At 64.5% G+C, this 12203-nt stretch carries 12 protein-coding genes and 1 riboswitch; of the genes, 4 read left to right on the top strand and 8 right to left on the bottom strand.

The features are described from left to right. The 3 genes from LB535_RS08260 (at window position 1) to LB535_RS08270 (ending at window position 3012) form a co-directional block, all read left to right on the top strand. Window positions 1-963, top strand: coding sequence for a type II secretion system F family protein (locus LB535_RS08260; protein WP_224631835.1), 963 nt, complete (start codon window positions 1-3; stop codon window positions 961-963). Between the two features lie 228 nt (window positions 964-1191). After that, on the top strand, window positions 1192-1665 hold the full coding sequence (locus tag LB535_RS08265; RefSeq protein ID WP_224631836.1) for a hypothetical protein: 474 nt from the start codon (window positions 1192-1194) through the stop codon (window positions 1663-1665). 174 nt (window positions 1666-1839) lie between these two features. After that, window positions 1840-3012 carry a GGDEF domain-containing protein gene (locus LB535_RS08270; protein WP_224525376.1) on the top strand — a complete coding sequence of 391 codons (1173 nt, stop codon included), beginning with the start codon at window positions 1840-1842 and terminating at the stop codon, window positions 3010-3012. A 7-nt stretch (window positions 3013-3019) separates the two neighbouring features. Here LB535_RS08270 and gcvP read toward each other — a convergent pair whose 3' ends face one another. Genes gcvP through gcvT form a run of 3 tightly spaced genes read right to left on the bottom strand, consistent with a single transcriptional unit; the run spans window position 3020 to window position 7322 of the window. After that, on the bottom strand, window positions 3020-5830 hold the full coding sequence (gcvP, locus tag LB535_RS08275; RefSeq protein ID WP_224631837.1) for an aminomethyl-transferring glycine dehydrogenase: 2811 nt from the start codon (window positions 5828-5830) through the stop codon (window positions 3020-3022). Window positions 5831-5846: 16 nt separating this feature from the next. Beyond that, complete coding sequence (gcvH, locus tag LB535_RS08280) at window positions 5847-6215, bottom strand: glycine cleavage system protein GcvH (RefSeq protein ID WP_095765085.1); 369 nt, start codon at window positions 6213-6215, stop codon at window positions 5847-5849. A gap of 6 nt (window positions 6216-6221) precedes the next feature. Then, the gene (gene gcvT / locus LB535_RS08285; protein WP_224631838.1) at window positions 6222-7322 is read right to left on the bottom strand and encodes a glycine cleavage system aminomethyltransferase GcvT; all 1101 of its coding nucleotides are present in this window, start codon (window positions 7320-7322) and stop codon (window positions 6222-6224) included. Window positions 7323-7471: 149 nt separating this feature from the next. Then, a riboswitch (glycine riboswitch) is annotated at window positions 7472-7558 on the bottom strand. Window positions 7559-7781: 223 nt separating this feature from the next. Between gcvT and LB535_RS08290 the strand changes: the two genes are divergently transcribed. Then, complete coding sequence (locus LB535_RS08290) at window positions 7782-8786, top strand: hypothetical protein (protein WP_224631839.1); 1005 nt, start codon at window positions 7782-7784, stop codon at window positions 8784-8786. On the opposite strand, the gene LB535_RS08295 is transcribed toward LB535_RS08290, so the two are convergent. The 5 genes from LB535_RS08295 to LB535_RS08315 all read right to left on the bottom strand — a co-directional run bounded on the left by LB535_RS08295 (window position 8783) and on the right by LB535_RS08315 (window position 12142). Beyond that, window positions 8783-9241 carry a GNAT family N-acetyltransferase gene (locus tag LB535_RS08295; RefSeq protein ID WP_224631840.1) on the bottom strand — a complete coding sequence of 153 codons (459 nt, stop codon included), beginning with the start codon at window positions 9239-9241 and terminating at the stop codon, window positions 8783-8785. The genes LB535_RS08290 and LB535_RS08295 overlap by 4 nt on opposite strands. Further along, window positions 9213-10004 carry a molybdopterin-binding protein gene (locus LB535_RS08300; RefSeq protein WP_224631841.1) on the bottom strand — a complete coding sequence of 264 codons (792 nt, stop codon included), beginning with the start codon at window positions 10002-10004 and terminating at the stop codon, window positions 9213-9215. Before LB535_RS08300 ends, LB535_RS08295 begins: the two co-directional genes overlap by 29 nt. A gap of 1 nt (window position 10005) precedes the next feature. After that, window positions 10006-10878, bottom strand: coding sequence for a cytochrome b/b6 domain-containing protein (locus LB535_RS08305; RefSeq protein ID WP_224631842.1), 873 nt, complete (start codon window positions 10876-10878; stop codon window positions 10006-10008). Between the two features lie 98 nt (window positions 10879-10976). After that, window positions 10977-11648 carry a DUF1345 domain-containing protein gene (locus tag LB535_RS08310; RefSeq protein ID WP_224602678.1) on the bottom strand — a complete coding sequence of 224 codons (672 nt, stop codon included), beginning with the start codon at window positions 11646-11648 and terminating at the stop codon, window positions 10977-10979. 26 nt (window positions 11649-11674) lie between these two features. After that, entirely contained in the window at window positions 11675-12142 is a 468-nt protein-coding gene (locus LB535_RS08315) for a YaiI/YqxD family protein (protein ID WP_224631843.1), read from the bottom strand. Window positions 12143-12203: the final 61 nt, after the last annotated feature.

A 12203-nucleotide genomic window follows, 5' to 3' on the forward strand; every position in this document is an offset into this window, starting at 1 on the left:
ATGGAAGACGTGATCCGCTTCCTCGCCTCGCTCGCGCCGACCTCGCTGGTGCCGTTCGCCGTGCTGCTCCTTGTGCTGGGCGGCGGCGCCGTCGCCTGGCCGCTGGTGCTCGCTAAGGGCGATCGCGGCGAGGTCAAGCGCCGGCTGAAGGTGGAGACATTGCAACCGGCCGAGCAGGCGGAGCCCGCGCCCAAGAAGAGCACCAATGCCGTGCGCGAGAAGGCGGTGAAACGGGCACAGGAGTTCTACGCCAAGAGCGATCCGGAAAATGTCGCGCGGCTGCGCCTGAAGCTCATCCAGGCCGGCTACATGGAACCGCGCGCCGTCGGCATGTTCTTCCTCATCCGTTTCGCCGCGCTGGTCGGCGCGGCGCTCGGCGCATTCCTGGTCAATCACTGGGCGGCAAGCGCCGAGTCGACCATGACCAGCCGCTGGACCTTCATTATCCTGTCGGCTGCCGGCGGCTATTTCCTGCCTGGCCTGGTGCTGATGCAGAAAATTCGGGAAAAGATGCGCGAATACCGCAACGGCTTTCCCGATTTCATGGATTTGATGATCGTCTGCTCCGATGCCGGCATGAGCATGGAGGCCGGCATCGAGCGGGTCTCCAGGGAGCTTGCCAGGACCTATCCGTCGCTCAGCCAGAACCTGATCCTGGTGTCGCTGGAGTTGCGGGCCGGGCGCAGCCTCGACGACGCGCTGAAGGCGCTTGCCGACCGCCTCAGCCTCGACGAGGTTCGCTCCTTCGCGACGCTGCTGCAGCAATCCAAGGAACTCGGCACCAGCCTGTCGGGCTCGCTGCGTGTCTTTTCCGACGAAATGCGGCACAAGCGCATGTCGCTGGCCGAGGAGAAGGCGCATGCCCTGCCGGCCAAGATGTCGGTCCCGGTGACGGTCTGTATCCTGCCGGTGGTGCTGATGATCGCCATCATTCCGATCATCGTGAAGCTGACCGCGCATTGAGTATTCAGCTGAGGCCGGTTTGCAAACGGCAGCTTCCTGCGCTCCGCCCCGGTTCTCGGAATCCGCCATTTTCGACTCGGCCTGACCTGAATCCAGGACATAGCCGTGGTTAACGCATCCTTGGCGCGCAACCGAATTTTATCTGCATTTCGGCACCGAAGCTTAATCGCTGTCCTGTATCGTTTTTCCTGAAGAACGACCCGGCAAATCGGGCGATGGGGCAGGGGCATGCGTCAGAGACTTCCCAGGGCAGCGGCGGCATTGGCGGCCGTCTTGATGGTTACCGGCTGCACGACGAACAACGATGTCGACACGACCAAGACCACGGCGATCCAGCCGGTGGCCAAGGACGTCAGCGCCAACGACCTCGTTGAAGGCAAGGCGCAGTTCCGCGAGGCGAATTTCGGCCTTGCCGAACAGCATTTCCGCAAGGCGGTCGAGCTCAAGTCCGACAATGCCGAGGCCTGGATGGGGCTTGCCGCATCCTATGACGAGCTTGGCCGCTTCGACTTCGCCGATCGCGCCTATATGCAGCTGTTGAAGGTCGCCGGGCGCAAGCCGCAGATCGTCAACAATATGGGCTATTCGCAGCTTCTGCGCGGCAACAAGAAAAAAGCGCGCGCGCTGCTGCTCGAGGCCAAGGCCGGCATGGCCGATCAGACAGTGGTCGATGCCAATCTGGCGCTGCTCGACAAGGGCTGATCCTGCTCCCGCTTCGCGTATTCCGTGTGCCGTCATGGGATTTCGCCTCACATGTCGACGCTTTGTAAACCCTGTGTCGAGGTAGCGTTGGGTGTCCGCCGAAAACGGTTTGCGCCGGGCGCCGCCAGTCTACATTGAGGAGCGACGGGCACCCGCTAGAGGCAGTTCTTCAGGATGTTGGATTTCAGTTCGCTCCTGCTCGCGGCGGCGCTGTCGGGTACATGCCTCAGCATCACTATGTTTGCGATCTGGCTCGCCACACCGAGGGCGCGCTTCGTGCTCACGGTCGCCTGCGGCATCCTCGTGCTCGTCGCCCATGTCGTCGCGTTCTGGCGCTATACCAAGAATGCCGATCCCTGGCTGTGCCAGGTCGTGCTCGCGCTGCTGACCCTGGGTTTCCTGGTCCTCTGCCTGTCGGCGATGCAGTATCTCGGCTTTCGCGACTACCGCCGCGCCATCGTGCCGACGCTGGCCGCGATGGCTGCCTGCGCGATCTTCACCTTTCTCGGTTTCGACGGCATCGGCTTTCAGATCACCTATGCGGCCGTGACGGCGTTGCTTGCGGCGATCGGGGCGATGTTCTGGATGAAGGGGGATCACGACCGCCGGATATTGCTCGTCGTTTCGTTCCTCAGCGGCGCCTGCGGCTTGTCCTTCGTGCTGTGCGGCCTGGCGTTGCTGACGCAAGAGCAATGGGTTCTCGGCGCCGCGCCCGACAATTGGGCGGAGCGATTGAACTCCGTCGTCGCGGTCGCCTGCATGACCGGCCTCGGCGCATTGACGCTTTCACTGCACCATCTGCAGGCGCAGATCGAGCTCAAGGCCGAAACCATGACCGATCCGCTGACCGGCCTGATGAACCGCAGGGCGCTCACCGAGCTTTACGGCGAGCGCAGCTTCGGTCCGTTCATGGCGATCGCCATGTTCGATCTCGACCATTTCAAGATGACCAACGACGTCTTCGGTCATCCCGTCGGCGACCAGGTTCTTTGCCGCTTCGCGGCGGTGATCAGGAAATATGGCAGGACAGGGATCGACGCGTTCCGGCTGGGCGGCGAGGAATTCGCGCTCGTCATGTCGCGCGTGACACCGGAAAAAGCGCATGACATTGCAAGCCGGATCGGCGTCGCTTTCGGCACCGAGGTCGTCGCGACCCATCGCGGGCCGCTGCGCAGCAGTGTCAGCGGCGGTATGGGTTTCGGGTCGATCGCGGGCCGTCCGCTCCATGAGGTGCTGGCGCAGGCCGACGCCGCGCTTTATGCGGCCAAGCGTGCCGGGCGCAACCGTGTCGTCGTTCAGGACGGAGCGGTCCAGCCCGATGCCGGGCCGGCCCTGAAGTCTGCCTGAGCAGACGCTACTCGGCCGCGCCGAGATATTCCGACAGCGGCGGACAGGAGCAGACCAAGTTGCGGTCGCCGGCGACGTTGTCGATGCGCGAGACCGGCGGCCAGTATTTCGCCGCCAGATCGGCGTCGCCCGCCGGATAGGCCGCCTCCAGTCGCGAATAGGGATGCTTCCATTCACCGGCAAGCGCTTCCGCCGCGGTGTGCGGGGCGTTGACCAGCGGGTTGTCGCTGGACGGCCACTCGCCCTTCGCCACTTTCGCCGCCTCGGCGGCGATGGCGATCATCGCCTCGCAAAACCGGTCGAGCTCACGCTTGGGCTCGGACTCGGTCGGCTCGACCATCAGAGTGCCGGCAACCGGGAACGACATCGTCGGCGCATGGAAGCCATAGTCGATCAGGCGCTTGGCGATATCGTCGACGCTGATACCTGCGCTATCCTTGAGCACGCGTGTGTCGAGGATGCACTCATGGGCGATGCGGTCGCTTCTGCCTTTGTAGAGCAGCGGGTAGTGCGGCGCGAGCCGTGTCGCCACATAGTTGGCCGAAACGATCGCCGTCTCCGTCGCTTGCTTCAGGCCGGTGCCGCCCATCATGCGGATATACATCCAGGTGATCGGCAGGATGGAGGCGCTGCCGAAGGGCGCCGCCGCCACGGCATGCGCCGAGCCTTCGGTGACATGGCCCGGCAAATAGGGTTTCAGATGCGCCCTGACGCCGATCGGACCGACGCCCGGGCCGCCGCCGCCATGCGGGATGCAGAAGGTCTTGTGCAGGTTCATGTGGCAGACGTCGGCACCGATGTCGCCGGGACGGGCGAGGCCGACCAGGGCGTTGAGGTTGGCGCCATCGAAATAGACCTGGCCGCCATGCTCGTGGATCAGCGCGCACAGATGACGCGCGCCTTCCTCGTAGACGCCATGCGTCGAAGGGTAGGTGAACATCAGCGCCGCGAGGTTCTTGGAATGCTCATTGGCCTTGGCGCGCAGATCGTCCATGTCGATATTGCCGTCGTCCAGGCAACGCACGACGACGACGCTCATGCCGGCCATCGCGGCGCTTGCCGGATTGGTGCCATGCGCGGAAGACGGGATCAGGCAGATGGTGCGGTGGCCTTCGCCGCGCGCGCGGTGATAGGCGCGAATGGCGAGCAGGCCGGCATATTCGCCTTGGCTGCCGGCATTGGGCTGCAGGCTGACGGCGTCGAAGCCGGTGATTTCCGACAGCCATGCCTCCAGGTCGGCGGCCATTTTGCGATAGCCCGCCGAATGGCCGGCCGGCGCGAAGGGATGCAGATTGGCGACGCTCGGCCAACTCACCGGCATCATCTCGGCGGCGGCGTTGAGCTTCATGGTGCAGGAGCCGAGCGGGATCATGGTGCGGTCGAGCGCCAGGTCCTTGTCGGCCAGACGGCGCAGGAAGCGCATCATCTCGGTTTCGGAATGATTGTCGTGGAAGACCGGCTGGGTGAGGAACTCCTTGCCGCGCGGCTTGCCCGGCATGGAGCTGCCTTCAGCCGCGCCGGGCTTGGCGCCAAACAGGGCAGCGATCGCCTCGAGATCGGCTTCCGTGGAGGTCTCGTCGAAGGCGATGCTGACATGGTCGGCATCGATGACGCGCAACAGCCGGCCGGTTTTCTCGGCGGCTTGCGCGATCGAAGCGGCCTTGCCCTTCACCTCGGCCGTGACCGTATCGAAGCGTCTCGCGCCGAGCACCGAAACACCGGCTGCCTTGAGGCCCGAGGCGAGGCGGCCGGCCAACGCGTGGATCTGCCCGGCAATTGCCTGCAGGCCGGCGGGGCCGTGCCAAATCGCATAGGCGGTGGCCATGTTGGCCAGCAGCGCCTGCGCGGTGCAGATGTTGGAGGTGGCCTTGTCGCGGCGGATATGCTGCTCGCGCGTCTGCAGCGCCAGCCTGTAGCCCGGGCGTCCCTTGGTATCGGTCGACTGGCCGACAAGGCGGCCTGGCATCAGGCGGGTCAGCTTGTCGGAGACGGCGCAATAGGCGGCGTGCGGGCCGCCGAAGCCCATCGGCACGCCGAAGCGCTGCATCGGACCGACGGCGATGTCGGCGCCGAGCTTCGCCGGCGCATCCGTCAGCGTCAGCGCCAGCGGATCGGCGATGAAGACGACCAGCGCGCCGGCGGCGCGGGCCTTCTCGATCGCCGCCTTGTGGTCGCCATAGACGCCGAACGTGTCCGGCCAGGAGACGAGCAAGGCGGCGGTGTTGTCGTCGATCGTCTCGCCGTCGACCTCGATGTCGAGCGGCTCGGCGCGGGTGCGCACGACGTCCAGCGTCTGCGGATGCGGCGTGCCGGCAAGCGCCACCTTGGTGCGCTTGTCGCGGTGGTGGCGCAGCGCAATGCCGACGGCTTCGGCGACGGCAGTCGCTTCATCGAGCAGCGAGGCCGACGCCACCGGCAGGCCGGTGAGCTCGGCGACCAGGGTCTGGAAGTTGAACAGCATCTCCAGCCGGCCCTGGCTGATCTCGGCCTGGTATGGGGTGTAGGCCGTGTACCAGGCCGGGTTCTCGAACAGGTTGCGCTGGATGACCGGCGGCACGAAGACGCCGTGATAGCCGGCGCCGATGAAGCTCTTCAGCACCGTGTTCTTCGCCATGATCGCCGACAATTCGGCCAGCGCTTCGGCTTCGCTCGCCGGAGCGGGCAGGTTGAGCGGCAGGTCGAGGCGGATCGATCTCGGCACGGCCTGGCTGATCAACGTTTCGACGGATGGAACGCCGATGACGGCGAGCATTGCCCTGACGTCGTTGACGCCTGGGCCGATGTGGCGGGCCGAGAAGGGAATAGGTGCTGCGGTCATTTCCAGGATCCTGATATCAGCCGATATGGGCTTTGTAGGCGGCTTCATCCATGAGGCTGTCGAGCTGGCTTTCGTTGGCCAGCCTCATCTTCCAGAGCCAGCCGTCGCCGGTCGCGGCCGAATTGACCAGCGAGGGGTCGGCCGACAGGGAGGCGTTGGCTTCGGTGATCTCGCCGTCGACCGGCGCGTAGACGTCCGAGGCCGCCTTGACGGATTCGACCACGACGGCGGTGTCGCCCTTGGCGAGCTTGCGGCCGATTTCCGGCAGCTCGACGAAAACGAGATCGCCGAGCTGTTCCTGCGCATAATCGGTGATGCCGACCGTAGCGACGCCGCCGTCGACGCGCAGCCACTCATGGTCTTCCGTGAAATAGGTCTTTGCCATCTGGAATCATCCTTTGCGGTAGCGGTGTGGGGTGAAGGGCAGGGGCGTGACGTCCACTGGAATTTTCGTCCCGCGGACATCGGCGAAGAGCTTCGTGCCGGCCTTTGCAAGCGCGGCGTTGACATAGCCCATGGCGACCGGGTGGCCCGCCGAGGGGCCGAAGCCGCCCGAAGCGACATGACCGGCCGGATGGCCGTCGGCATCGATCAACGCGGCGCCCGCGCGCACCGGCTGGCGTCCATCGGGCTTCAGGCCGACGCGCTTCTGCGACGGCCCGCGCTCGAGGATCGAGCGCAGCGCGTCGGCGCCGATGAAATGGCCGGAAGCGCGAACTTCCTTGGGAATTGCCCACATCAATCCCGCGTTTGCCGGGTTTATCTCGGGCGTCAGGTCCTGGCCGTGCAGGCAAAGCCCGGCCTCGAGCCGCAGGCTGTCGCGGGCGGCAAGGCCGATCCACTGCACGCGCTCGTCCCCCAGCAGCTTGGCGACCAGATCCCGCGCATCCGCTTCCGGCAGGCCGATCTCGAACCCGTCCTCGCCGGTGTAGCCGGAGCGGCTCATGAACCAGTTTTGCCGGGGCTCGACCCCATGCATGAAAAGCAGCGAGCCGGTCTCGATGCCGGCCCGCGCCAAAGCTGCCCAGGCGTCCGGCCCCTGGATCGCCAGGAAGACGCGGTCGAGCGGATCGACCCTGGCATCGAAACCGGCAGCAAGCGCGCGCAGATGCTTCTCGTCCTCCACCGCGTTGCCGGCATTGGCCACCACCATGAACCGGTTATCGCCCAGGCGCGTCACGATCAGGTCGTCGATGATGCCGGCAGCCTCGTTGAGGAAGAAGGTGTATTTGGACTGCGAGATTTCCAGCGCGCCGGCATCGAGCGGACAGGCGCGGTTCAACAAGGCAGTGGCTCCCGGACCGGAGACCTCGAACAGCTTCATATGCGAGATGTCGAACAGGCCGGCATGCTCGCGTGTGTGAAGATGCTCCTTCATCACGCCGGGCGGGTAGGTGAGCGGCATCGACCAGCCGGCGAAGGCGCCGAAACGCGCGCCCGCGGCCTGATGCAAATCCTCAAGGGGGAGGTGTCTGGTGTCTTGGCCTGTCATGTCTTCTCCAGAGTCGCACGGCGATCGACCGCCATTGGCGGCCTAGTCGTGCCCCTCTGTCTGAAGCCTGAGAGACTCGCGCCCCGTAACTCTGTCGGCAGCGCTTACACCTTCGGCGCGGGAAGATTCCCGACTTTCCAGAGTTGTCTTTCCCGTCCACGGTTCTTTTGCCTGAGAGATTTCGGGCGATTTCCCCTTCGGCGACAGCTTGCGCTGCTCTCTCCCGCAAACAGGTAGGACTCAGTCGCCTAAGTCCTCGACGTGTCATCCATAGCCCGTCGGCGACACCTTGTCACCTCCCAGCGACATTTTAAGCGCGTCCTGCTTTTCAGCGACATGGATTGGCCGACAAGGCTTCGCTAACCACGCCGTTTGCCGGTTTCTCAAGATAATGCTGATAAAGCTTGGCGGGGTAACGCACTCAGTTCGCCGGCAACGGGCGACGGGCAGGGACGGCAGATGGGCGAATTGATCATGAGCGCTCCGGTGGCGGGGCTGATCTCGAAGAACAAGATCACGGCCGAAGATGTGACGATGCTGCGGCGCGAGGTCTTCGCCGACGGCGCGGTGAGTCGCGGCGAGGCGGAGGCGCTGTTCGCGCTCGACCAGACGGCGCGCGACAAGTGCGGCGAATGGGCGCCGTTCTTCGTCGAGGCGGTGACCGATTACATCGTCCACCAGGAAAAGCCGGAGGGCTATATCTCCGAGCAGAATGCCGACTGGCTGGTCCGAACCGTCTCGCGCGACGGCATAGTCGATGGCCGCACCGAGCTTGAACTGCTGGTGCATGTGCTGGAGGAAGCGAGGTCCTCCCCCAGCGAGCTCTCGGCCTATGCGCTGGAACAGGTCGCGCATGCGGTAATAGACGGCAAGGGTCCGCTGATGCATGGCGGCAGCCTGGTTCCGGGCCATATCGCTAAGGCCGAGGTCGATCTGCTGCGGCGCATCCTCTATGCCTATGGCGGCGACGGCAACATCGCCATCAGCAAGGCCGAGGCGGAGGTCCTGTTCAGGATCAACGACCGGACCGCGGCAGCCGACAACGATCCGTCCTGGAGCGACCTCTTCGTCAAGGCGATCGCCAACCACGTCATGTGCTCGACCGGCTACGAGCCGCCGACGCGGGAAGTGGCGCTGCGCCACGAAAACTTCCTCGACGAGGCAGCGCCGACGCTTGGCGGCTTCTTCAGCCGGATGGTCTCGGGTGGTTTCGCGGCGATCGTCGAAGCCTATCATTCGTCCGGCGATATCGAGGCCGAATGGGAAGCCAGGAACCGGGCCGCCGAAGCGCGTGCTCGCCGCGCCGAGACGATCGACGCCAGCGAGGCCGAATGGCTTGCCGAGCGTGTCGGCGGCGGCCGGCGGCCGCTGCGCGACAACGAGCGCGCGCTGCTGACGCTGATCAAGCACGCGGCGCCGGAAGTCCATCCGGCGCTGAAACCGCTGCTTGAGAAAGTGGCTTAGGCGTTTCCTGCAATCGTCTTGCAAAGAATGATGTTGGAATGGCCTTCGGGCCAGCCGGTCAATTCGGCCATGCGCTCGAAGCCGGCCTTTTCGTACAGGCCAGGCGCCTGGAAGTCGTGGGTCGAAACCCATATCCGCAGCGAGCCGCGCGCGGCGGCTTCCGCGACGAAGGCATCGAGCAGCTTCCTGCCGTGGCCAACGCCTCGATAGGCTTCGTCGACCCACACCAGCGTGAGCTCGGCAATGCTCGCCCAGGAATAGCCGGCGGCGACCCCGACGGCGCGGCCTTGCTCATCCCGCAGCGCAAAGACCAGAGCACGGTTGTCGCCACGACCGGTCAGCCGCCGGTTGTCGTTGTCGAGACGCTCCTCGATGACACCAAGCTCGGCGGCCGCTAGATCGTGCTCGGCCTGTAGGCGAGGGCCGTCAAATCCCGCCATACCAGTCGTAGCCATTGTCCTCCCAGTAGCCGCCGCGGCCGCCGCCGACATTGGCGAAACTGTCGACCAGCTCGATCTTGTAGATGTATTTCGGCATCTTGTAGCCGAGCTGGCGCTCGACCCGCACGCGCAGCGGCGCGCCGTTCTCGACCGGCAGGGGCTTGCCGTTCAGGCCGTAGGCAAGAATCGTCTGCGGGTGGCGGGCGTCGATCAGGTCGATGGTGCCGTAATATTTGATGTCGCCGGACAGGCTTTGCTCGATCGTGTCGAGGCAGTGGAACATGACATAGCGGGCCTGCGGCTTGACCACGGCCTGGTCCAGCACCAGCGACAGCGGCGTGCCGGTCCATTTGGCGATGCAACTCCAGCCTTCGACACAGTCGTGGCGGGTGATCTGCGTGCGGCTCGGCATGTTCTGAAGCTGCTCGCGGGTCAGCGAAAGCGGCTTCTCTACGAGGCCTGAAACCTCGAGGCGCCAGTCGGCGAAATTGTTGGAGAGCAGGCCCTTGTAGGTGTCGTCGTCCGGCGCGGTAACGCCGTTCGGCCGTTGCGGCTGGCGGATATCGGCCTCGGTGAATTCCGGCGCCAGCGCGTCCCGGCCGGCAAGCAGGCGCTGCGCGCGCCAGGTCAGGCCATTGGCGTTTTCGAGGAAGCTGCGCAGTCCGCCGCCGATGCCGAGACCGCTGTCGAATACGTCACAACCCGACAGCGCGATGCCGGACAGGCCGAGGCTGGCGGAGGTGAGGAATTTGCGGCGGCTGATCAGGAATTTTGCCATGTCAGGCGCTCCTCTCGGTCGGCTCAACGTGCTTCGCAGGCGGGTCGGTGCGGTACCAGCCGGTGACGATCGAACGCAGCTCGTTGATCGAGCCGGCGGCGAGGATCATCAGGATGTGGACTATGAAGAAAAGCACGAGCAGCACCATGACGGTGAAGTGGATGGTGCGCGCCGTCTGCCTGCCGCCGAGGATTTCGTTGAGCCAGGGCAGCACCGAATTCATACTCGGCGACATTGCGAGGCCTGTGACGATCATCAGCGGCAAAAGCACGAAGAGCACGCCGCCATAGGCCATTTTCTGCAGCGTGTTGTATTCGCGCGTGTGGTGGAACTTCAGCTTCGCATGATCGACGATGTCGCGCGGCAGCTTGCGCAGGTCTGACACGCGAGGGGCAAGATCGCGACGGATATGGCCGTTGACCAGGCTGGCGATCAGCCAGATGAGCAGGGTGGTGGTCAGGATCCAGGCGAAGAAGAAATGCACGACGCGGGCAGTGCCGAGGTCGTAATAGGACGGGATCGTCGCCCAAGAAGGGAAGGCGCGGGGCGTCTCTTGTCCCGGGGGACCCGACCAGCCGAGCACGCCGGTGGTGTCGAAGCGATGGCCGAAGATTTCAGTGAAGCCGCGCGGACCGTTGGCGGTGTTTTCGGCGCCGATCTGGAGGATCGTGTTGTTGAACTCGAAGCCGGACTGCTTGCCGACATAGAGCTGCGGCCGCGCGTTGAAGATCTGCAGGCCGGAAAGCAGCATGAAGAACAGCGAGAAAGCCCAAATCCAGTGGGTCAACCGCGTCCAGCGCGATTGCCGGTAGATGAGGGTCGTGTCCTTGCCGTCCGCCTCGGCGGCGGAATGGTTGTTGGCAACGGTGTCCATCTTGCCTCCGGCCGCCTCAAGCAAGCGGCTTCTCAGGTCATTGTCTCCCCCTCAATACGTCGCCGCACAAGGCAATGTTTCATGCGATCACGGATTTATTACGGAGAGCCCAGGCTGACCGCGAGATTGACTGCCGCCGCGACGATCACCGTGTTGAAGAAAAAGGTCAGGATCGAATGAACAAGCACGACCTGCCGCATTTGCGAGGTGGTGACGGCCGTGTCCGCCGTCTGCGCCGTCATGCCGATGACCGTCGCGAAATAGAGGAAATCCCAGCCTTCCGGCCTTTTGCCGCCCGGAAAATCGAGGCCGCCGACCGGCATCTTCTTGTGGGTTTTCTCGTCGATCCCGTCGCCATCCTTCCAATAGACGTGCGCGTAGTGCAGCGACGCCATAGCGTGGATTGTGAACCAGCCGAGCGGGATCGACAATATGGCGAAGGCGAGCTGCAGCGGATGCGCGGCATCCTTGCGGTTGATCAGCAGGAACAGCGAGACGATGGCCGCGCCGACGACAAAGAGGGTGACGGCAAAGATCAGCAGCACGGGCAGGTCGGTCGCGCGCGCATTCTTGCGGAGATAGCGGCCGGTAAGGCTCGGCATCAGGGTCAGCACCAGGGCGATATAGCTTGCAAAGAACACATTGGCGCCGATCGAGTAGGGGAGCGGCCAGCGCAGCAACAAGGCAAGCAGCAGTGCCACGATACCGATGGCCGCGGCGAGGGCGAACTGCATGTGCCGATGCATCGGCGTCTTGAGATCGTCACCCATGGCCTGAGGCCCTTGAAGACGTTGGATCAGTCCGGTGTGACGGATTTGAGCGCGCGCCGCAAGATGCGGTCGAGCTCGCCGAGAAACTGCGAACGGTCCTTCTGTGTGAAGGAGGCATTGAAGCCCCGGCTTTCGCCGGTCTCGCGCAGATGCTGCTTGAGATCGCGCATCGCCACCGCCATGCCGATGGTTTCCGGGGTGAAGGGGCGGCCGGTAGGGCCGAGCACATGCGCGCCTAGCGCCACCGTGCGCGCGGCAAGCGGAATGTCGGCCGTTATCACGACGTCGTTGGCCCTGGCGTTCTCGGCGATCCAGTCGTCGGCCGCATCCGCGCCTTTGGAGACGACGACGTTGCGGATCATCGGATCGCGCGACGGCCGCAGGCCGCCATTGGAGACATAGGTGACGACGACGCCGTGGCGCTCCGCGACCCTCTCGACCTCGGCCTTGACCGGACAGGCATCCGCGTCGACATAAATGATGGGGGCAGGCAACCTTATCTCCAAATGTACGAAGAGGCCGACATAGGCCGGCCCCTTCGCATGAAATTTCGCA

Origin of the sequence: Mesorhizobium sp. CA10, from assembly GCF_020165285.1 — a bacterium.
Taxonomy (GTDB): Bacteria; Pseudomonadota; Alphaproteobacteria; order Rhizobiales; family Rhizobiaceae; genus Mesorhizobium.